Source organism: Pseudomonas sp. LH1G9, assembly GCF_002949975.1.
GTDB lineage: Bacteria > Pseudomonadota > Gammaproteobacteria > Pseudomonadales > Pseudomonadaceae > Aquipseudomonas > Aquipseudomonas veronii.
This window is the reverse complement of record NZ_CP026880.1, coordinates 3,918,966-3,938,656: the sequence shown is the minus strand read 5'-3', so window position 1 is coordinate 3,938,656 and position 19,691 is coordinate 3,918,966. Positions and strand designations below refer to the sequence as shown.

The window sequence follows — 19,691 nt, the reverse complement described above, 5'->3', positions numbered from 1 at the left end:
AGTGCGTGTGGCTCTGGTAAACTGCGGCCACTTAAGCCTTCCTCGAGTTCCCCCAGTGTCGATTTTCCTTTCCGTGCGGCGCATCCGATGAGCCACGCCGTCTCTCGTCTGCGTACCCAGCGCCTGGCGCGCGCCATCAGGCCTTTCGTCAATCGGGGTTCGCGTGCCGAGCGCTGCCCCGGCTGCCGGGTGATCCCCGCGTATTGCTTGTGTGCCTGGCGGCCCAAGGTCCAGGCCCGGTCTGCGATGTGCCTGTTGATGCACGACGTCGAACCGATGAAGCCCAGCAACACCGGCTGGCTGATCGCCGATGTGATTGACGACACCAGCGCGTTCGCCTGGTCACGCACCGAGGTCGACCCCGGGCTGCTCACTTTACTGGCTGACCCGCAGTGGCAGCCCTACATCGTGTTCCCCGGCGAATTTGTCGCGCCGGAACGGGTTGTCAGTGAGGTCAAGGTGGGGGAGGGCAAGCGCCCGCTGTTTATCCTGCTGGACGGCACGTGGAGCGAAGCGCGCAAGATGTTCCGCAAAAGTCCCTATTTGGAGCATTTGCCGGTCCTCAGCCTGGCCCCCGAGCAGTTGTCGCGCTACAAACTGCGTCGTTCCAAGCGGGATGATCATTTCTGCACCGCTGAAGTCGCCGCGCTGTGCCTGGAGCTGGCCGACGACGGCGCGGCCAGCGAAGTGCTGGACGCTTACCTTGATGTGTTCAGCACCCATTATCTGGCCGCCAAGTTCCAGTTACCGCTGGACTCGACGGATATCGTCCATACTCGTCTAGCGCCCTACATCCCGGCGGTATAACCAGACGACGTTTGCATGATGGCACCGTAAATCCGACAACCGCTAAACTGCCCATTGGCGTAGTGCTTGACCACCCAGGCTGCGCTGGGCATGCTGGGCGCCGATCAGGGCGCAACCGTGAATTTCCAACGTCGTTTCAGGTGCTTTTGACGTTGAGCATGCCCTGTGGTGATGGCTGCCTGGCCGTTACCTTGTGTATTGGCGAACCCTGAACCCATCAGGGCTGCCATAAAAAACAGGATCATTTAATCAATGGCCACATACGAAATCCTGATAGCTGATGACCACCCGCTGTTTCGCAGTGCGCTGCATCAGGCAGTAACGCTGGGCTTGGGCCCCGATGTCCGTCTGGTTGAAGTGGCCAGCATTGCCGAGCTGGAAACCCGCCTCACCGAAAAATCCGACTGGGACCTGGTGCTGCTCGACCTGAACATGCCTGGCGCCTATGGGTTTTCGGGGCTGGTGCTGTTGCGCGGGCAATACCCGCAGATTCCCGTGGTGATGGTCTCGGCCCAGGAAGAAGCCGATGTAGTGGTGCGCTCCAAGGAGTTTGGCGCCAGCGGTTTCATTCCCAAGTCGAGCTCTATGGAAGAGATCCAGAAAGCCGTGCGCGCGGTGCTGGAGGGCGATGTGTCCTGGCCGCCGCAAGCGTTTGAAGAGATCAACGTGTCCGACGAAGCCAAGGCTGCCCGCGATGGCCTGGCCAGCTTGACGCCCCAGCAGTTCCGGGTGCTCACCATGGTCTGCGAAGGCTTGTTGAACAAGCAGATCGCCTACGAGTTGAGCGTGTCGGAAGCGACCATCAAGGCCCACGTCACCGCGATCTTTCGCAAGCTGGGGGTGCGAACGCGAACCCAGGCGGCGTTGCTCTTGCAACAACTTGAGTCAATTTCGCAGCATTAAGCTATTGTCGATTCACGCTTTTTTGACTTTGCGTGATCTAGTTTTCCCACTTCTTTGGTTCAGTTGCCTACATCTATGTCGCCTTTCAAGGGTCAAACCGGTATCAAACGTATCTTTAACGCAGGGGGCTATTCCCTGGATGGCCTGCGCGCAGCCTTCACCGGTGAGGCGGCGTTCCGTCAGTTGGTGTTGCTGAACGTCATCCTGATCCCGCTGAGTTTTTTCCTGCATGTCAGCCGCGTCGAACGGGCGCTGTTGATCGCGGTGTGCCTGCTTGCGTTGATCGTCGAGTTGCTCAACTCGGCCGTGGAAGCGGCCATCGACCGCATTTCCCTGGACCGTCACCCACTGTCGAAAAACGCCAAGGACATGGGCAGCGCCGCGCAATTCGTGGCACTGACCATGATCACCGTGGTGTGGGCCGTGATCCTGATCTAAGCCTCAGGCAATGTTCGGCAGTACGATTTCGTCGCTGCGCTGAACCCCGGCGGTGAAGGCGCGGCACAGCTCGAGAAACTCGCGCATCGCCGAGGTCTGGTACTTCTGCTTGTGCCAGATGAAGTAGAACTGCCGGGCCAGGTCCAGGTCCGGGGTTTCTACCGGCACCAGGCTGCCGCGGCGGAAGGCATCGCGCAGCGCCAGCCGGGAAATGCAGCCAATCCCCAGCCCCGACTCCACTGCACGCTTGATCGCCTCGGTGTGTTCCAGCTCGAGGCGAATGTTCAGCACGCTGCGATGATGGCGCATGGCCTGATCAAAGGTCAGGCGCGTGCCCGAGCCCTGTTCGCGCAGGATCCACGCTTCATGGGTCAATTCCTCCATGGTAGCTACGCCGCGCTGGGCCAGGTGATGCTGAGGCGCGCAAAATACCACCAGCTCATCTTCCACCCAGGTCTGCACTTCGATATCCGGGTGGCTGCAGTCGCCTTCGATTAGACCCAAGTCAATTTCATAATGCGCAACCTGGTGCACGATATGTGCAGTGTTCTGCACGTGCAGCTTCACCTGGCTCTCGGGGTGCTGCTGCATGAAGCTGCCGATCAGCAGCGTGGCCAGGTAATTGCCGATGGTCAGCGTGGCGCCGACGGCCAGTGAACCGAAGCCAGACTTGCCGTTGAGCAGGTCTTCGATCTCCTTGGCCTGGTCCAGCAGGGCTACCGCCTGGGGCAACAGTTGACGGCCGAGGGCGTTGAGGCTCAGGCGTTTACCCGCCCGGTCGAATAACTGGCAGCTGGATTGACGCTCCAGCTCGGTGATTGAGGTGCTGGCGGCGGATTGAGATAAGGCCAGAAGGCCAGCAGCGCGTGAGACGCTTTCCTGCTGGGCGACGGCGACGAAGACTTGCAGTTGACGGAGAGTAAATCGCATATCGATATAACCGATAACCCTTATCTTAATAATCCAGTTAACAGATATTGTCGCCGCCATTAGAATGCTGTGCAATTGCGCACTTATCATTTTGGCGCAGACCCATCTCCAGGAGTCCCCCGTACATGAGCAACATGAACCACGAGCGTGTCCTCAGTGTTCATCACTGGAACGACACTCTGTTCAGCTTCAAGTGCACCCGCGATCCGGGCTTGCGCTTCGAGAACGGTCAGTTCGTGATGATCGGCCTGCAACAACCCAACGGCCGCCCGCTCATGCGCGCTTATTCGATTGCCAGCCCGAACTGGGAAGAGCATCTGGAGTTTTTCAGCATCAAGGTGCCTGATGGCCCGCTGACTTCCCAGTTGCAGCATCTGAAGGAAGGCGACGAGATCATCATCAGCAAAAAACCGACAGGCACCCTGGTGCTTGACGATTTGAAGCCGGGTAAACACCTGTACCTGCTCAGCACCGGTACCGGCCTTGCGCCATTTATGAGCGTGATCCAGGACCCGGAAACCTATGAGCGTTTCGAAAAAGTGATCCTGTGCCACGGCGTGCGTTACGTCAACGAAGTCGCCTACCGCGAATTCATCACCAAGCACCTGCCGCAGAATGAATTCTTCGGCGAAGCCCTGCGTGAAAAGTTGATCTACTACCCCACCGTGACCCGCGAGCCGTTCGAAAACCAAGGCCGTCTGACCGACCTGATGCGCAGTGGCAAGCTGTTCCGCGATATCGGCCTGCCACCGATCAACCCCCAGGACGACCGCGCCATGCTGTGCGGCAGCCCAAGCATGTTGGACGAGACCAGCGAAGTGTTGAACAGCTTCGGCCTGAAAGTTTCGCCACGCATGCGTGAGCCGGGTGACTACCTGATCGAACGCGCCTTCGTCGAGAAGTAAACGCGGTCAAAAAAATGTGGGAGGGAGCTTGCTCCCGATTGCTGAGTGTCAGTCAATGTATCCGGTGACTGACCCGCCGCTATCGGGAGCAAGCTCCCTCCCACATTGGTTTTCGGTTTATTTAGCTGCAATCACTTCAAGCACGCAGATGACGCCCGCCTCGGGATAGTGCCAGCGCACATCCACGTCCCAGAACTGCGCACCATATTCACGCTCGGGCCCGGGCGTCTGATAGGCCGGCCGTGGGTCTTGTGCCAAACACTGTTCGATCAACGCCACCAGCGGTTCAGCAAGGCGCTGAGCGTGGCCTTGCGCCTGGTGCAGAGCCGTCTTCAGCCATTGCACGGGAATCAGTGGCGGCGTGCCATTGGCGATGCCGTTGGTGGCGTTGTCGACAATGTCGGCATACGGCACATACGGCTTGATATCCAGCACCGGCGTGCCATCGAGCAGATCGATCCCGGAGATCCACAACCGGCCCGGTTCGACCTTGTCCAGCTTCACCACCGACTGGCCAATCCCGTTGGGCCGATGGGTCGCACGGGTGGCAAACACGCCCATGGACTTATTGCCGCCCAGACGGGGCGGGCGCACTTTCAGGCGGGGTTTGTCTTCCAGGGCCTGGTGGAACAGAAACAGCAGCCACACATGGCTGACCTGCTCCAGGCCCTGCACCGCCTCGCCGTGGTCGAACGGCGCGACCAGCTCCAGCACGCCGCGGGCGGCAGGCGCCAGTTGCGGTTGGCGCGGGATGGCGAACTTCTCCTTGAAGCAGGAGCGCACGAAGCCGACGGGCGAGACCTGGTAACTCATGGCTTACGCGCGAACCCGCAGGGTCAGGCCCTTGAGGAAGTTGCGCAGCAACTGATCGCCGCAGGTGCGGTAATTGGTGTGGCCGAACTTGCGGAACAGCGCGCTCAGCTCAGGCTTGGACACCGGGAACTCGGCAGCCTTGAGGATGGCGTGCATGTCGTCTTCCTTCAGTTCGAAGGCCACGCGCAGCTTCTTGAGGATGATGTTGTTGGTCACCGGGGTTTCGATCGGTTGCGGCGGACGGCTGTCGTCCTTGCCGCGCTTGAAAATCACCAGGCCGTCAAGGAAGTGCGCCATGACCTCGTCCGGGCAGAACACAAAGCCTTCTTCCTCGTCTTTCTTGAGGTAAGTCAGCAGGTCTTCCTTGGTCACGTCCATGCCGCCGAGTTTGATCAGCTCGACCATCTTGTTGTCGCTGATGTCGAGCATGTAGCGCACGCTGCGCAGTACGTCGTTGTGAATCATGGTGGGCAATCCTGGTTTTCAACGGTGGACACCGCCCACGCAGGCGGTGTCGAAAAAGGGGGAGTGGCTCAGAACTTCTCTTTGCCGGACAGGTAACGCCATTGGCCGACCGGCACCTTGCCGATGGACACGCCGCCGATGCGGATACGGCGGATGGCGATGACTTTCAAGCCGACAGCTTCGCAGAACAAGGCGATCACCCCCGGTTGCGGGTTTTTCATCGCAAAGCGCAGGCGGTTTTCGTTCTGCCAGCTGGCTTTCACCGGCGGCAGCTCTTTGCCTTTGTAGGTCAGGCCATGGTTGAGGCGGTTCAGGCCGTGAGCAACCATGTCACCTTCGACCTCCACCACGTATTCCTGCTCGATCTTGGCGGCATCGGCGGTCAGTTTGCGCAGAATCTTCCAATCCTGGGTGAACACCAGCAGGCCGCTGGCCTTGGCTTGCAGGTCAGCGCTGGCGGTCAGGCGCAGGAAGTGGCCCTTGAGCGGGCGCTTGCTGAAGCGGTGTTCTTCCGACAGCGTTTCGGCGCTGATCGACGCCATTGCCGTCTCGGCATCCACGCCCACCGGCGCGTGCAGCAGGATGGTCACAGGCTCTGGCGCGGTGGCCTTGGCCTCGGGGTCCAGTTCGACCTTCTGGGTGGTGACCTTGAACTGTGGCTCGTCGATCACTTCACCGTCCACCGAGACCCAGCCGCCTTCGATAAACAGCTCAGCCTCCCGACGGGAGCAACCGACCAGTTCGATAAGGCGTTTGGAGAGGCGTATGGGGTCAGTCATGACAAGGGCCGTAGCAAAAGGGGGCCGCTATTGTACCTGTGTGGGCGCGGTTAATCCCGGCCCCATTTCATTTAGCCCCGACGCGCCTCTTGCTGCACCTGGCGCAAACGCATGTGCAGCAGCGGATAAGGCTGCCCCAGGCCATCATGCTCCGTGCGGCCGATGACTTCGAAACCTTGCTTGAAGTAAAAGCCCAGCGCCTGCGGGTTCTGTTCGTTGACGTCCAGCTCATCGGCGTTCATGCGCTCGATCGCGTAACGCAGCAATTGCCGGCCGAGGCCCTGGCCACGGTGCTGCGGGTCGATGAACAGCATCTCGACCTTGCCCGCGGCCACCCCGGCGAACCCGGTGATGCGCTGGCGCGTGTCCTTGGTGCAGATCAGCATCACCGCATCGAGGTAGCGGGTCAGCACCAGGTTTTTCAGCAGCGTGATGTAGCTGTCCGGCAGAAAGTCATGGGTGGCGCGCACCGACGCCTCCCAGATCCGCGCCAACTCGGCGTAGTCGCTGGTTTTAGGGGTGTGGATAACCGAATGCTGACGCATGCCCGCTGCCCTTTGTGGATGTTCGGTGTCGATGGGCAAAACGATAGACCCAAAAAAGCCCCGCATCTTGTCCAGAAGCAGGGCTTTTTCACTTTTTTATCCGCGCCTGATGCGATCAGTCGCGCTTTTCGGCCCACAGGTCGTATTCGTCGGCATCGGTCACCGTACACCAGACCTTGTCGCCGGGTTTCAAACCGCTGGCGTCGTCGATAAATACGTTACCGTCGATTTCCGGGGCGTCGAAGAAGCAGCGGCCTACGGCGCCTTGCTCGTCGACTTCGTCGATCAGCACTTCGATTTCCTTGCCGATGCGCATTTGCAGGCGCGCCGAGCTGATCGCCTGCTGGTGCGCCATGAAGCGCTCCCAACGGTCCTGCTTGACGTCATCCGGTACTACGGCCAGGTCCAGCAGGTTGGCCGGGGCGCCTTCGACCGGCGAGTACTGGAAGCAGCCGACGCGGTCCAGTTGGGCTTCGGTCAGCCAGTCGAGCAGGTACTGGAAGTCTTCTTCGGTTTCGCCCGGGAAGCCGACGATGAAGGTCGAACGGATGATCAGTTCCGGGCAGATCTCGCGCCAGTTCTTGATGCGCGCCAGGGTCTTGTCTTCGAAGGCCGGGCGTTTCATGGCCTTGAGCACTTTCGGGCTGGCGTGCTGGAACGGGATGTCCAGGTACGGCAGGATCTTGCCGGCGGCCATCAACGGGATCAGCTCGTCCACGTGCGGGTACGGGTACACGTAGTGCAGGCGCACCCACACGCCCAGGCTGCTCAAGGCTTCGCACAGCTCGGTCATGCGGGTTTTCACCGGCGCACCGTTCCAGAAACCGGTGCGGTATTTCACGTCGACGCCGTAGGCGCTGGTGTCCTGGGAGATCACCAGCAGTTCTTTCACGCCGGATTTGACCAGGCGCTGGGCTTCGTCCAGCACATCGCCCACCGGGCGGCTGACCAGCTTGCCGCGCATCGACGGGATGATGCAGAAGCTGCAACTGTGGTTGCAGCCTTCGGAAATCTTCAGGTACGCGTAGTGGCGCGGGGTCAGCTTGATGCCTTGCGGCGGCACCAGATCGATCAGCGGGTTGTGGTCCTGGCGCGGCGGCACCACTTGATGCACGGCGTTGACCACCTGCTCGTACTGCTGCGGGCCGGTCACGGCCAGCACGCTCGGGTGTACGTTGCGGATATTGCCTTCTTCCACACCCATGCAGCCGGTGACGATGACCTTGCCGTTTTCCTTGATGGCCTCGCCGATCACTTCCAGGGATTCCGCCTTGGCCGAGTCGATGAAGCCACAGGTGTTGACCACCACCACGTCCGCGTCCTGGTAAGTGGACACGACGTCATAACCTTCCATGCGCAGTTGCGTCAGGATGCGTTCGGAGTCGACCAGAGCCTTCGGGCAGCCCAGGGAAACAAAGCCGACCTTGGGGTTGGCTTTTGCGATGGTGGTGGACATGTCTAACCTCGGTATTGAATGACGCCGCCAGTCGGGCACGACAAGGCGGTAGACGGGCACTTGGCGCGCTCGTAAAAGAGCATGCTTTTGTGCCTCTGATCAAAAAGTGCGCAATTCTAGCGACGGGCAACGCACTTGACCAGCTTTATGCAGGGAAATACGACGAGTGCTGCGCTATGCTTCGCGCCGTTGCGAACGGGTGAAATCCTTGGGTCAACAAAACGTCTGTTACGAGAAGTAAAACAGCGCATGCTAAGGTCCGCTTAGATGCGTTGTTTATAAGAGACCTCAGGTCATAGGGCAGGAGTGGTTGATGGGTCAGGCAAGTAGTCAGGCAGCGGGTGCCGAGCATTCCAATGCCAAGCCGATTGGCATGCTGGTGGCAGCGGTCGGGGTGGTTTATGGCGATATCGGGACCAGCCCGCTCTATACCCTTAAAGAGGTGTTCGGTGGAGGTTATGGGGTTCAGGTCAACCAGGACGGAGTCTTCGGGATACTGGCGCTGATCTTCTGGTCGCTGATCTGGGTCGTTTCGATCAAGTACGTGTTGTTCATCCTGCGCGCCGACAACCAAGGCGAGGGCGGGATCATGGCCCTCACCGCGTTGGCGCGGCGAGCGGCGTCGCCGTATCCGAAGCTGCGTTCGGTGCTGGTGATTCTCGGGTTGATCGGCGCGGCGCTGTTTTACGGCGACAGCATGATCACCCCGGCAATCTCGGTGCTCTCGGCGGTAGAAGGCCTGGAACTGGCCTTCGAAGGGCTTGAACGCTGGGTCGTACCGCTGTCGCTGGTGGTGCTGGTGGGGCTGTTCCTGATCCAGAAACATGGCACCGACCGTATCGGCAAGCTGTTCGGGCCGGTCATGGTGTTGTGGTTCCTGGTGCTGGCGGGCCTGGGCGTGCATGGCATCAGCCAGCATCCGGAAGTGCTCAACGCATTGAACCCGGTGTGGGGTGTGCGTTTCTTCATAGTCCACCCAGGCATGGGTGTGGCGATTCTCGGCGCCGTGGTGCTGGCATTGACCGGTGCCGAAGCGCTGTACGCCGACATGGGCCACTTCGGGCGCAAACCCATTGCGCGTGCCTGGTTCGCCCTGGTGCTGCCGGCGCTGGTGCTCAACTATTTCGGCCAAGGTGCGTTGCTGCTGGAAAACCCCGAAGCGGCGCGTAACCCGTTCTACCTGCTCGCACCGAGCTGGGCGCTGATTCCGTTGGTGGTGTTGTCTACCCTGGCCACGGTGATTGCGTCCCAGGCGGTGATTTCCGGCGCGTTCTCCCTGACCCGTCAGGCGATCCAACTGGGTTACATCCCGCGCATGCACATTCAGCATACGTCCAGCGCCGAACAGGGCCAGATCTATATCGGCGCGGTGAATTGGTCGCTGATGGTCGGCGTGATCCTGCTGGTGCTGGGTTTCGAGTCGTCCAACGCGCTGGCTTCGGCCTACGGCGTGGCGGTCACCGGCACCATGCTGATCACCAGCATCCTGGTGTCGGCAGTGATGCTGTTGCTGTGGAAATGGCCACCGGTGTTGGCGATTCCGGTACTGATCGGTTTCCTGTTGGTCGACGGGCTGTTCTTCGCCGCCAACGTGCCGAAAATCGTCCAGGGCGGTGCATTCCCGGTATTGGCGGGGATTGTGCTGTTTATCCTGATGACGACGTGGAAACGCGGCAAGGAACTGCTGATGGACCGCCTCGACGAGGGCGGCCTGCCGCTGCCGATCTTTATCAGCAGTATCCGCGTGCAGCCGCCCCATCGCGTGCAGGGCACCGCCGTGTTCCTCACCGCGCGGCCCGACGCGGTGCCCCATGCGCTGTTGCATAACCTGCTGCATAACCAGGTGTTGCACGAGCAAGTGGTGTTGCTGACGGTGGTCTACGAAGACATTCCCCGCGTTCCCGCCGCACGGCGCTTCGAGGTGGATGCCTACGGCGAAGGGTTCTTCCGCGTGATCCTGCACTTCGGTTTCACCGATGAGCCGGACGTGCCCGAAGCGCTGAAGCTGTGCCACCTGGATGATCTGGATTTCAGCCCGATGCGTACCACGTACTTCCTCAGCCGCGAAACGGTCATCGCCTCGCGCATCAAAGGCATGGCCCGCTGGCGCGAAGGCTTGTTTGCGTTCATGTTGAAGAACGCCAACGGCAACCTGCGGTTCTTCAAACTCCCGGTCAACCGGGTGATCGAGCTGGGTACCCAGGTCGAAATGTAAGCGGTTGTTGGACGGGAGCCGGCAATCGGCTCCCGCTTTGTCTTCTGAACCCTGTGCAATCCCTCGTTGTCGACTAGGCTCTAAGCACTGTTGTGTAGGAGCGGGCTTGCCCGCGAAAAACCTTAACGGTAACGCGTCGATCCTGGATAAACGCGGTGCCCATGAGGCTTTCGCGAGCAAGCTCGCTCCTACAGAAGTGCCCAAAAAGCCAAGAAGAGGTGCGCCATGAGTCAGTTGCTCGAACCGTATACCCTGCGCCAATTGACCCTGCTCAATCGCATTGCCGTGTCGCCGATGTGCCAGTACTCCAGCGTCGATGGCCTGGCCAACGACTGGCACCTGGTCCACCTCGGCAGCCGCGCTGTCGGCGGGGCGGGGCTGATTTTCACCGAAGCCACCGCCGTGACCGCCGAGGGCCGTATCACCGCCGAAGACCTGGGCCTGTGGAACGACGCACAGATCGCCCCGCTGCAACGCATCACGCGCTTTATCACTGCCCAGGGCGCCGTGGCGGGGATTCAACTGGCTCACGCCGGGCGCAAGGCCAGTACCCATCGGCCGTGGATCGGCAAACACGGCAGCCTCAAGCCGCAAGACGGCGGCTGGGTGCCGGTGGGGCCCTCGCCGATTGCCTTTGACCCGAACCACACGCAGCCCAGGTCGCTGGACGAGGCGCAGATCGAGCAAGTGATCGCCGACTTCGTCGCCGCCGCCAAGCGCGCGTTGACCGCCGGTTTCAAAGTGGTGGAGATCCACGCCGCTCACGGTTACCTGCTGCATCAATTCCTCTCGCCCATCAGCAATCAGCGTCAGGACCAGTACGGCGGCACCTTTGAAAACCGTATCCGCCTGGTGCTGCAAGTCACCGAAGCGGTACGCGAAGTCTGGCCGCAAGACCTGCCGCTGTTTGTGCGGGTGTCAGCCACCGATTGGGTGGAGGACGGCTGGAACCCTGATGAAACCGTGGAACTGGCACGTCGCCTGAAAGCTTTGGGAGTCGACCTGATCGACGTGTCCTCCGGCGGCACCGCCGCCAACGCCGAGATCCCCATCGGCCCCGGCTACCAGACGCGGTTTGCCGAGCGTGTGCGCAAAGAGTCGGGCATCGCCACCGGCACCGTGGGCATGATTACCGAGCCGGCCCAGGCCGAACACATCCTGCGTACCTGTCAGGCCGACATCATCTTCCTCGCCCGCGAGCTGCTGCGTGACCCGTATTGGCCATTGCATGCCGACGATGACCTGGGCGGGCGCAAGGCGACCTGGCCGGCCCAGTACCAGCGGGCGACCCATCGGGAGCAGCCGATTCATGAGTCTGATCTCAGGGATTGAGCCTTCTTAGGTTCCAACAAAACCCACCCTTATCCGGTGGGTTTTTTTTGCCAGGAGCTGTGGGATAGGGCTGTAGGTATTTATTCCTGACCCAATTATTTAAGTGAATACTCTAAAAAAATCCCACACGTCATGAGATTGTTTCTACGCTTAGGGTACGTCTGATTTCTGGCCCAGGGAGTCAGTCGGTTTGTCTACCGAGGCATTGCGCTTCACGGCAGGCGGGTAATGGGCACACGGAGTTTTTGATCGATATCAGGAGAAACAGTCCATGGCCAAGTCCTATGGTGTAGCGGGTGTGGTGGCGTCTTTTCTGACCCGCAGGGTGTCCTTGCGTGCCCGAAGGTTGAGTTCCGATGAAGCTGAATTGCTCGCGCAGTATCGCGCCTTGACCGAGAACGATCAGGTGGCGATGCGCTATTTGATTGGGGCGATGAAGAGTGTATCGCGGTTCTGAGCGGGCGGTGACCCCATGTGGGGGCGGGCAAGCCCGCTCTCACATGGTCGGTCACGGTGTCAGGTGTATTTACGCTGCTCCGGTGCCGGCGGGAAGTACTGATACAACCAGGTTTCACTCAAGGTGCGGTCCTGCGTGCGGATAAACAGGCGCAGTTCCACTGGCTCCACGCTGTCGCTGGTCGGGTACCAGTCGAAGAGGATGCGATAGCCCTTGATGCTGTCGAGCACCAGCACGCTGAAGTCTTTCACCTCGCCGTGGGAACAGGTCACCACCGGCTCGATCCCGGTGCCGGCTGCCAGGCGATCCAGGCCGCCGCCCTTGAAGTCCACGGCAAACCGCCGCGCCCAGACTGGCGGGTAATGTTCGCCCGGTGCCCAGCCTTCGGTGAAGCCGCCCATGCCTGAACGCGTGGCGTCGACTTGCGCCAACGGCGTGCTCACCGGTGGCAGGGCGCTCCAGTACAACTTGTAGCCATAGTTGAGCGAGTCACCGGCGGCCACGGGTTTTTTCGGGGTCCAGAAGGCCACGATATTGTCCAGGGTCTCGCCGGTGGTCGGGATCTCCAGCAGGTCGATCGAGCCTTCGCCCCACGCGGTGGTCGGTTCGACCCACAGGCTTGGGCGCTTGCTGTACCAGTCGACGGTGTCCTGGTAGCTGGCGAATTCATGGTCGGTCTGCACCAGGCCGAAGCCTTTCGGGTCGGTGTCGGCGAACGCATTGAATTGCAGCTTGGCCGGGTTGTTCAGCGGGCGGCAGATCCACTCGCCGTTGCCGCGCCACATCGCCAGGCGGTCCGAGTCGTGGATCTGCGGGTGGATGGTGTCGCACATGCGCCGCTCGTGGGTGCCGCAGCTGAACATGCTGGTCATCGGCGCGATGCCCAGTTGTTCGATGGCGGTGCGCGCATTGATATGGGCGTCGATTGCCATGACCACCTGGTTGGCCTGGCAGTCGATATCGAAACGGTAGGCGCCGGTGGCGCTCGGCGAGTCGAGCAGGGCGTAGACCACAAAGCGCGTGGCATTTTTATCCGGGGTTTCGAACCAGAACTGCGTGAAGTCGGGGAATTCCTCGCGCTTTTTCGCGTAGGTATCGATCGCCAGGCCGCGTGCGGAAAGGCCATATTGCCCCGTGGAATCCACCGCGCGGAAGTAACTGGCGCCGAGAAACGACAGCACGTCATGGCGATCCAGTTCCGGCGCCTTGAACAGCTTGAAGCCGGAGAAACCCAGGTCGCCGGTCAGTTGTTGAGTGTCGACCGTGGTTTTTTCATAGTTGAACAGCGAAGGGCGGAAATGCACTTCGCGGGCCTCACGGGTCGTGGGGTCGACGGCGTGCATGCGAACGGGCGTCTTGAAGCCCATGCCGACGTGGAAAAACTGCACGTCCAACTGGCCGTTCACTTCCTTCCACAGCGAGTGTTTGCCGTCGTAGCCGATGGCGTTGAAATTTTGCGGGGTCATGGTCGCCAGGGTGGGCGGCAGCACCTGTTTGGTGTCTTTATACGCGGTCCCGGCGAGTTGCCTGGCCTGGGTCTTCAGCGTTTCGAAATCGAACGCCACGGCCTTGCCGTCGGCGGCGCGGTTCCCGGCCCAGGCTTGCGCAGCCAACAGGCCGCTGGCCGATAAACCGGTGTAAGCCGCAATGGCCATGGACGCTTTAAGCAAATTCCTGCGGTGCATAGAGACAACCTGTCGTGAGCAAATCCCGCGCCGGCCCTGGCGCGTGCTGGATCAAAGATAACGGTTCGGACATGCCTTCGGCCAAACGCAACGGACATTAAACAGACGCCGCATAGCTTAAGCGGTTCGATGGCGTAGGAAAAATGATTGATGGCGGGATGATGGCTTGGCAAATGAGACAAGACATTTCCGGGCTTTGAGTGAGCACATTACCCAGGAATTATGAAGATCCAATGTGGGCGGGGGCTTGCTCGCGACAGGCGCCTGGACACCGCGTTTAATCGGATGCCCCGCATTATCGTTGGCGTTCTTCGCGAGCAAGCTTGCTCCTACAGTCAAGGTATCAGGGCGAGGTTCAGTGCTTGAACATCACATGGCGCACGGTGGTGTAGTCCTCCAGCCCATACATGGACATGTCCTTGCCATACCCCGACAGTTTCTGACCGCCGTGAGGCATTTCGCTGACGAGCATGAAGTGGGTGTTCACCCAGGTGCAGCCATACTGCAAGCGCGCAGCCAAGCGATGGGCGCGTCCCACGTCGGCGGTCCATACGGATGACGCCAGACCGTAGTCCGAATCGTTGGCCCAGCCCAGCACCTGTGCTTCATCGGCGAACTTGGTCACCGACACCACCGGCCCGAACACCTCGCGACGCACGATCTCATCGTCCTGCTGCGCATCGGCCAAAACCGTCGGCTCAAAGAAGAAGCCGTTGCCTTCCACCGCCTTGCCGCCAGTCACCAGGCGGATATGCGGCTGCGCCACGGCACGTTCGACGAAACCGGCCACGCGGTCGCGGTGTTGCGCGGTGATCAGCGGGCCCAGTTCGGTGGTCGGGTCGTCCTGCAAGCCGTACTTGATACTGGCGACTGCCGCGCCGAGCTTCTCGACGAACGCGTCGTAGATTTCCGCCTGGGCATAGATGCGGCACGCCGCAGTGCAATCCTGGCCGGCGTTGTAGAAACCGAAGGTGCGGATGCCTTCCACCGCCGCGTCGATGTCTGCGTCGTTGAAGATGATCACCGGCGCCTTGCCGCCCAGTTCCATGTGCATGCGCTTCACGCGGTCGGCGGTGTTGGAAATGATGTTGGCGCCCGTGGCGATGGAGCCGGTCAGCGACACCATGCGTACTTTCGGGTGGTTCACCAACGGGCTGCCCACGGTGGGCCCACGGCCGAAGACCAGGTTGAGCACGCCGGCCGGGAAGATCTCCGACGCCAGTTCGACCATGCGCAACGCGGTCAGCGGGGTTTGTTCCGACGGCTTGAGCACCACGGTATTACCGGCGGCCAGGGCTGGGGCGATTTTCCAGGCGACCATCATCAGCGGGTAGTTCCACGGGGCGATGGAGGCGATCACGCCCACCGGATCGCGGCGGATCATCGAGGTGTGGCCCGGCAGGTATTCACCGCCGGCCGAGCCGCTCATGCAGCGGCTGGCACCGGCAAAAAAGCGGAACACGTCGGCAATCGCCGGGATCTCGTCGTTCAGTGCCGCACTGTAGGGTTTGCCGCAGTTGTCCGATTCCAGCTTGGCCAGTTCTTCGCCGTGGGCTTCGATCACGTCCGCCAGTTTCAGCAGCAACAGCGAGCGATCCTTGGGCGTGGTCTGTGACCAGCTTTCAAACGCTGCATCGGCGGCCCGCACGGCGGCGTCGACCTGGGCTTCGCTGGCTTCGTTGATTTCCACCAGCACACGGCCCAACGCCGGGTTGAATACGGCCTGCGCCGGGCCTTCGCCTTTGACCAGTTGGCCGTTGATCAAGAGTTTGGTTTGCATGGTTCACTCCTCCAAAAAACTGTTGTTATTGCCCTGAAGAAACCGGCTCTGAGTGTGGGGGGGCACTTCTCCAATACCCACATTATTTACCGCCACTGCCTGCCACGCTTTCACCGCCGCGGGTCAGGTAATAGGCGCCCAGAATCGGGAACATCGTCACGATCATCACCAGCATCGCCACCACGTTGGTCACCGGCACATCCCGTGGGCGACTCAACTGGTTGAGCAGCCACAGCGGCAAGGTGCGCTCATGCCCGGCGGTGAAGGTGGTGACGATGATTTCGTCGAATGACAGCGCAAACGCCAGCATGCCGCCGGCCAGCAGCGCCGAGCCGAGGTTGGGCATGATGATGTAGCGGAAGGTCTGCCAGCCGTCGGCGCCCAGGTCCATCGAGGCTTCGATCAGGCTGTGGGAGGTGCGGCGCAAGCGGGCGATGACGTTGTTGTAGACGATCACCACGCAGAAGGTCGCGTGGCCGACGATGATGGTGAACATCCCCGGCTCGATGCCCAGCGTCTTGAACGTCGCCAGCAGGGCGATACCGGTGATGATCCCCGGCAGCGCGATCGGCAGGATCAGCATCAGCGACACGCCTTGCTTGCCGAAGAACTCGCGGCGATACAGCGCGGCTGAAGCGAGGGTACCGAGGACCATGGCGATCAGGGTAGCGATCGCCGCGATCTGCAGCGACAGCTTGATCGCTTCGAGCACGTCCGGGCGGGCGAACGCCACGCTGAACCACCTCAGGGTGAAGCCCTGGGGTGGAAAGCTGAATGCCGCCTCTTCGGTGTTGAAGGCGTAAAGGAAGATGATCAGGATCGGGAAGTGCAGAAACACCAAGCCGCCCCAGGCCGCGATCTTCAGGCCGATGGATGATTTCTCAGAGTGCATCGAAGGCCCCCAGACGTTTGACGATGGACAGGTAAACCGCGATCAGCACGATCGGCACCAGGGTGAACGCCGCGGCCATGGGCATGTTGCCGATGGCGCCTTGCTGGGCGTACACCATGCCGCCGACGAAGTAACCCGGCGGCCCGACCAGCTGCGGCACGATGAAGTCGCCCAGGGTCAGCGAAAACGTGAAGATCGAACCGGCGGCAATCCCCGGCACCGACAGCGGCAGGATCACCTGCATGAAGGTCTGGCGCGGCTTGGCGCCCAGGTCGGCCGAGGCTTGCAGCAACGACGGCGGCAAACGCTCCAGCGACGCCTGGATCGGCAGGATCATGAACGGCAGCCAGATGTAGACGAACACCATGAACCGCCCCAGGTGCGAGGTGCTCAAGGTGCTGCCGCCCACGCCGGGGATCCCCAGCACGAACTGCAACAGCGGCCCCAGCCCCAGGTGCTGCACAAACCATTGCGCCACGCCGCCCTTGGCCAGCAGCAGGGTCCAGGCATATGCCTTGACGATATAGCTGGCCCACATCGGCATCATCACCGCGATATAAAAGAACGCCTTGGTCTTGCCCGTGGTGTAGCGCGCCATGTAATAGGCGATGGGGAAGGCGACGATGGCGCTGGCGAGCGACACCACGATCGCCATGCTCAGGGTGCGCAGGATGATGTCGAAGTTCGATGGCTGGAACAGTGCGGCAAAGTTGGCCAGGGTCAGGTCCGGCGTGACCGCCATGGTGAAGTCGTCGAACGTGTAGAAGCCTTGCCACAGCAAGGTCAGCAACGAGCCCAGGTAGATCGCGCCGAACCAGATCAGCGGCGGTATCAGCAGCATTGCCAGGTAGAGGTTGGGTCTGCGATACAGCAGGTTGGAAAACCTGCGCATCGGCGCTTGGGTCAGGCTCATGTCACACCTCGCCTGCGTGGTCGGTCAGGGTGGTCATGGCGGCCCGCGCCCAGCGTGCGGTGATGGGCTGGCCGACCTGATAGCCGTTGCTGATGTCCAGCCACTGGTTATTCGCCTGGCTGATGTTCAACGCCTGGCCGTTCGCCAGTTTCAGTTCGTAGCGGGTGGCGCTGCCCTGGTACTGGATGTCATGCAACAGGCCGCTGATTTCCACTTCGTCGGCCGCCAGCGGGCCTTCGGCAAAGCGCACGTGCTCCGGGCGGATCGAGAACGGCTGCGGGCTGCCGCTGAGGCGCTGGGCCAAATCGCCGCGAATCACATTGGAGGTGCCGACGAATTCGGCGACGAACGCGGTGGCCGGTTTCATATAGAGGTTGCGCGGGGTGTCGACCTGTTCGATGCGGCCCTTGTTGAACACGGCCACGCGGTCGGACATCGACAGCGCTTCGGTCTGGTCGTGGGTCACGAAGATAAACGTGATGCCCAACTGACGTTGCAGCTTTTTCAGCTCGCTTTGCATCTGTTCGCGCAGCTTGAGGTCGAGGGCACCCAGCGGCTCATCCAGCAGCAACACGCGCGGGCGATTGACCAGCGCGCGGGCCAGGGCGACCCGTTGGCGCTGGCCGCCGGAGAGCTGCACCGGCTTGCGCTCGCCGTAGCCGCCGAGGGCGACCATGGTCAGGGCTTCTTCGGCGCGGTCGAGGCGCTCGGTCTTGCCCACGCCTTTGACTTTCAGGCCGTAGGCCACGTTGTCGCGCACATTCATGTGGGGGAACAGCGCGTAATCCTGGAATACCGTGTTGACGTCACGCTGATACGGCGGCAAGCCGGCGGCTTCCTCGCCATGAATCCGGATCGAGCCTGCGCTCGGCTGCTCGAACCCGGCGATCAGGCGCAGGCAGGTGGTCTTGCCCGAGCCGGAAGGGCCGAGCATGGAAAAGAACTCGCCGTCCTGGATATCGATGGAAACCCGGTCAACGGCTTTCACTTCGCCGAACTGACGGGAAACGTGGGTGAATTGGACTGCAAGCGTCATGGTGCGGTGCTCCCAAAAGGCGCGGGTCGTCGCAGCGGCCCGGCCTGGACTTCTGAAAAAACAGAACATCGGTGAATGCGCTCAATGTGGGAGGGAGCAAGCCCCCTCCCACAGGGGGGATTAGCGCCCGCCCATGATCGCGATGTAATCCTGGGTCCAGCGGCTGTACGGCACGAACTTGCCGCCCTCAGCCTGCGGGGTTTTCCAGAAGGCGATCTTGTCGAACTGGTCGAAGCCGTTGGTCTTGCAGCCCTCGGCGCCGAGCAATTCGCTGCCGGTGCAGGCCGCCGGCACCGCCGGCAGGGAGCCGAACCAGGCGGCGACATCGCCCTGGACCTTCGGCTGCAGCGACCAGTCCATCCATTTATAGGCGCAGTTCGGGTGCTTGGCCTCGCTGTGCAGCATGGTGGTGTCGGCCCAGCCGGTGGCGCCTTCCTTGGGAATGGTCGAGGCAATCGGCTGCTTCTCGTTGATCAGGCCGTTGACCTGATACGGCCAGGCGCTGGAGGCGACCACGCCTTCGTTCTTGAAGTCACTCATCTGTACGGTGGTGTCGTGCCAGTAGCGGTGGATCAACGGTTGCTGTGCGCGCAACAGGTCGAGCACGGCTTTGTACTGGGTTTCGGTCAGTTCGTAGGGGCTCTGGATACCCAGCTCCGGCTTGGTCGACTTGAGGTACAGCGCCGCATCGGCGATGTAGATCGGGCCGTCGTAGGCTTGCACGCGGCCTTTGTTCGGCTTGCCGTCCGGCAGGTTTTGCGCCTCGAACAACACATTCCAGCTGGTGGGCGCGGTCTTGAACACGTTGGTGTTGTACATCAGCACGTTCGGCCCCCACTGGTACGGAGTACCGTAGGTTTGCTGGCCGACCACGTACCATGGCGCGTCTTTCAGGCGCGGGTCGATAGTCTTCCAGTTGGGAATCAACGCGGTATTGATCGGCTGCACCCGCTTGCCGACGATCAACCGCAGCGACGCATCGCCTGACGCGGTGACCAGGTCGTAACCGCCCTTGGCCATCAAGCTGACCATTTCGTCAGAGGTAGCGGCGGTTTTCACATTGACCTTGCAGCCGGTTTCCTTCTCGAAACCTGTGACCCAGTCGTAAGCCTTGTCGCTTTCGCCCCGTTCGATATAGCCGGGCCAGGCGACGATATCCAGCTGGCCTTCGCCGGCGCCTACCGCTTTGAGCGGTTCGGCGGCCTGCAGGCTGGCGCTGGCCAGCAGCGCGGTGGTCAGGGCACTGAGCAGTGCGGTCTTATGCGCGGACATGGGGAATCCCTCTTCTTTAATTATGGTCGGGGCAGTTTTTTGCAGCCGGTGACGCTTGAGCTTAGTTG

The 19,691-nt window shown here is 61.2% G+C and carries 19 protein-coding genes; 7 read left to right on the top strand and 12 right to left on the bottom strand.

The features are described 5' to 3' along the window. Positions 1-87: 87 nt before the first annotated feature. The 3 genes from C5F70_RS18280 to C5F70_RS18270 all read left to right on the top strand — a co-directional run bounded on the left by C5F70_RS18280 (position 88) and on the right by C5F70_RS18270 (position 2,148). Positions 88-807, top strand: coding sequence for a tRNA-uridine aminocarboxypropyltransferase (locus C5F70_RS18280; RefSeq protein WP_026139758.1), 720 nt, complete (start codon positions 88-90; stop codon positions 805-807). A 252-nt stretch (positions 808-1,059) separates the two neighbouring features. Beyond that, positions 1,060-1,710, top strand: coding sequence for a response regulator transcription factor ErdR (gene erdR, locus C5F70_RS18275; protein WP_017844666.1), 651 nt, complete (start codon positions 1,060-1,062; stop codon positions 1,708-1,710). A 75-nt stretch (positions 1,711-1,785) separates the two neighbouring features. Next, positions 1,786-2,148 carry a diacylglycerol kinase gene (locus tag C5F70_RS18270; protein WP_017844667.1) on the top strand — a complete coding sequence of 121 codons (363 nt, stop codon included), beginning with the start codon at positions 1,786-1,788 and terminating at the stop codon, positions 2,146-2,148. Positions 2,149-2,151: 3 nt separating this feature from the next. On the opposite strand, the gene C5F70_RS18265 is transcribed toward C5F70_RS18270, so the two are convergent. After that, complete coding sequence (locus C5F70_RS18265; RefSeq protein WP_017844668.1) at positions 2,152-3,078, bottom strand: LysR family transcriptional regulator; 927 nt, start codon at positions 3,076-3,078, stop codon at positions 2,152-2,154. 125 nt (positions 3,079-3,203) lie between these two features. Here C5F70_RS18265 and fpr point away from each other — a divergent pair, with 125 nt between their 5' ends. Continuing rightward, complete coding sequence (gene fpr, locus C5F70_RS18260) at positions 3,204-3,983, top strand: ferredoxin-NADP reductase (protein WP_017844669.1); 780 nt, start codon at positions 3,204-3,206, stop codon at positions 3,981-3,983. A gap of 117 nt (positions 3,984-4,100) precedes the next feature. Here the strand turns inward: fpr and tsaA are convergent, their stop codons facing one another. The 5 genes from tsaA to rimO form a co-directional block, all read right to left on the bottom strand. Continuing rightward, positions 4,101-4,796, bottom strand: coding sequence for a tRNA (N6-threonylcarbamoyladenosine(37)-N6)-methyltransferase TrmO (tsaA, locus tag C5F70_RS18255; protein WP_046384504.1), 696 nt, complete (start codon positions 4,794-4,796; stop codon positions 4,101-4,103). Between the two features lie 3 nt (positions 4,797-4,799). Further along, positions 4,800-5,261 carry a DUF1456 family protein gene (locus C5F70_RS18250; protein WP_017844671.1) on the bottom strand — a complete coding sequence of 154 codons (462 nt, stop codon included), beginning with the start codon at positions 5,259-5,261 and terminating at the stop codon, positions 4,800-4,802. A 68-nt stretch (positions 5,262-5,329) separates the two neighbouring features. Then, positions 5,330-6,040: an rRNA pseudouridine synthase gene (locus C5F70_RS18245; protein ID WP_017844672.1), complete on the bottom strand. Its 711-nt coding sequence runs from the start codon at positions 6,038-6,040 to the stop codon at positions 5,330-5,332. 71 nt (positions 6,041-6,111) lie between these two features. Then, a complete protein-coding gene (locus C5F70_RS18240; RefSeq protein ID WP_046384503.1) occupies positions 6,112-6,585 on the bottom strand; it encodes a GNAT family N-acetyltransferase in 474 nt (157 codons plus the stop codon). A gap of 115 nt (positions 6,586-6,700) precedes the next feature. Further along, the gene (rimO, locus tag C5F70_RS18235; RefSeq protein ID WP_104903822.1) at positions 6,701-8,041 is read right to left on the bottom strand and encodes a 30S ribosomal protein S12 methylthiotransferase RimO; all 1,341 of its coding nucleotides are present in this window, start codon (positions 8,039-8,041) and stop codon (positions 6,701-6,703) included. 313 nt (positions 8,042-8,354) lie between these two features. Between rimO and C5F70_RS18230 the strand changes: the two genes are divergently transcribed. The 3 genes from C5F70_RS18230 (at position 8,355) to C5F70_RS18220 (ending at position 12,045) form a co-directional block, all read left to right on the top strand. Next, positions 8,355-10,256 (top strand): potassium transporter Kup, encoded by a 1,902-nt coding sequence (locus C5F70_RS18230; protein ID WP_017844675.1) that lies wholly within the window; start codon positions 8,355-8,357, stop codon positions 10,254-10,256. Positions 10,257-10,481: 225 nt separating this feature from the next. Beyond that, on the top strand, positions 10,482-11,588 hold the full coding sequence (locus C5F70_RS18225) for an NADH:flavin oxidoreductase/NADH oxidase (RefSeq protein WP_017844676.1): 1,107 nt from the start codon (positions 10,482-10,484) through the stop codon (positions 11,586-11,588). A gap of 271 nt (positions 11,589-11,859) precedes the next feature. After that, positions 11,860-12,045, top strand: a complete 186-nt coding sequence (locus tag C5F70_RS18220; protein ID WP_017844677.1) for a hypothetical protein — start codon at positions 11,860-11,862, stop codon at positions 12,043-12,045. Positions 12,046-12,104: 59 nt separating this feature from the next. Here the strand turns inward: C5F70_RS18220 and C5F70_RS18215 are convergent, their stop codons facing one another. From C5F70_RS18215 to ydcS, 6 genes are all read right to left on the bottom strand, one after another. Then, entirely contained in the window at positions 12,105-13,730 is a 1,626-nt protein-coding gene (locus C5F70_RS18215; RefSeq protein WP_026139759.1) for a glucan biosynthesis protein D, read from the bottom strand. A gap of 355 nt (positions 13,731-14,085) precedes the next feature. Further along, positions 14,086-15,510: a gamma-aminobutyraldehyde dehydrogenase gene (locus tag C5F70_RS18205; RefSeq protein ID WP_017844679.1), complete on the bottom strand. Its 1,425-nt coding sequence runs from the start codon at positions 15,508-15,510 to the stop codon at positions 14,086-14,088. An 82-nt stretch (positions 15,511-15,592) separates the two neighbouring features. After that, the gene (locus C5F70_RS18200; RefSeq protein WP_010563467.1) at positions 15,593-16,402 is read right to left on the bottom strand and encodes an ABC transporter permease; all 810 of its coding nucleotides are present in this window, start codon (positions 16,400-16,402) and stop codon (positions 15,593-15,595) included. Further along, a complete protein-coding gene (locus C5F70_RS18195; protein WP_046484936.1) occupies positions 16,392-17,315 on the bottom strand; it encodes an ABC transporter permease in 924 nt (307 codons plus the stop codon). The genes C5F70_RS18200 and C5F70_RS18195 overlap by 11 nt, the downstream gene beginning before the upstream one ends. Before the next feature lies 1 nt (position 17,316). Then, positions 17,317-18,351 carry an ABC transporter ATP-binding protein gene (locus C5F70_RS18190; protein ID WP_017844681.1) on the bottom strand — a complete coding sequence of 345 codons (1,035 nt, stop codon included), beginning with the start codon at positions 18,349-18,351 and terminating at the stop codon, positions 17,317-17,319. 120 nt (positions 18,352-18,471) lie between these two features. Beyond that, the gene (gene ydcS / locus C5F70_RS18185; protein WP_017844682.1) at positions 18,472-19,623 is read right to left on the bottom strand and encodes a putative ABC transporter substrate-binding protein YdcS; all 1,152 of its coding nucleotides are present in this window, start codon (positions 19,621-19,623) and stop codon (positions 18,472-18,474) included. Positions 19,624-19,691 lie beyond the last annotated feature (68 nt).

Bases quoted from the DNA above. Each gene is read 5' to 3' on its own strand.
- C5F70_RS18280 (WP_026139758.1), top strand. From the start codon at position 88: ATGAGCCACGCCGTCTCTCGTCTGCGTACCCAGCGCCTGGCGCGCGCC.
- erdR (WP_017844666.1), top strand. From the start codon at position 1,060: ATGGCCACATACGAAATCCTGATAGCTGATGACCACCCGCTGTTTCGC.
- C5F70_RS18270 (WP_017844667.1), top strand. From the start codon at position 1,786: ATGTCGCCTTTCAAGGGTCAAACCGGTATCAAACGTATCTTTAACGCA.
- C5F70_RS18265 (WP_017844668.1), bottom strand. From the start codon at position 3,078: ATGCGATTTACTCTCCGTCAACTGCAAGTCTTCGTCGCCGTCGCCCAG.
- fpr (WP_017844669.1), top strand. From the start codon at position 3,204: ATGAGCAACATGAACCACGAGCGTGTCCTCAGTGTTCATCACTGGAAC.
- tsaA (WP_046384504.1), bottom strand. From the start codon at position 4,796: ATGAGTTACCAGGTCTCGCCCGTCGGCTTCGTGCGCTCCTGCTTCAAG.
- C5F70_RS18250 (WP_017844671.1), bottom strand. From the start codon at position 5,261: ATGATTCACAACGACGTACTGCGCAGCGTGCGCTACATGCTCGACATC.
- C5F70_RS18245 (WP_017844672.1), bottom strand. From the start codon at position 6,040: ATGACTGACCCCATACGCCTCTCCAAACGCCTTATCGAACTGGTCGGT.
- C5F70_RS18240 (WP_046384503.1), bottom strand. From the start codon at position 6,585: ATGCGTCAGCATTCGGTTATCCACACCCCTAAAACCAGCGACTACGCC.
- rimO (WP_104903822.1), bottom strand. From the start codon at position 8,041: ATGTCCACCACCATCGCAAAAGCCAACCCCAAGGTCGGCTTTGTTTCC.
- C5F70_RS18230 (WP_017844675.1), top strand. From the start codon at position 8,355: ATGGGTCAGGCAAGTAGTCAGGCAGCGGGTGCCGAGCATTCCAATGCC.
- C5F70_RS18225 (WP_017844676.1), top strand. From the start codon at position 10,482: ATGAGTCAGTTGCTCGAACCGTATACCCTGCGCCAATTGACCCTGCTC.
- C5F70_RS18220 (WP_017844677.1), top strand. From the start codon at position 11,860: ATGGCCAAGTCCTATGGTGTAGCGGGTGTGGTGGCGTCTTTTCTGACC.
- C5F70_RS18215 (WP_026139759.1), bottom strand. From the start codon at position 13,730: ATGCACCGCAGGAATTTGCTTAAAGCGTCCATGGCCATTGCGGCTTAC.
- C5F70_RS18205 (WP_017844679.1), bottom strand. From the start codon at position 15,510: ATGCAAACCAAACTCTTGATCAACGGCCAACTGGTCAAAGGCGAAGGC.
- C5F70_RS18200 (WP_010563467.1), bottom strand. From the start codon at position 16,402: ATGCACTCTGAGAAATCATCCATCGGCCTGAAGATCGCGGCCTGGGGC.
- C5F70_RS18195 (WP_046484936.1), bottom strand. From the start codon at position 17,315: ATGAGCCTGACCCAAGCGCCGATGCGCAGGTTTTCCAACCTGCTGTAT.
- C5F70_RS18190 (WP_017844681.1), bottom strand. From the start codon at position 18,351: ATGACGCTTGCAGTCCAATTCACCCACGTTTCCCGTCAGTTCGGCGAA.
- ydcS (WP_017844682.1), bottom strand. From the start codon at position 19,623: ATGTCCGCGCATAAGACCGCACTGCTCAGTGCCCTGACCACCGCGCTG.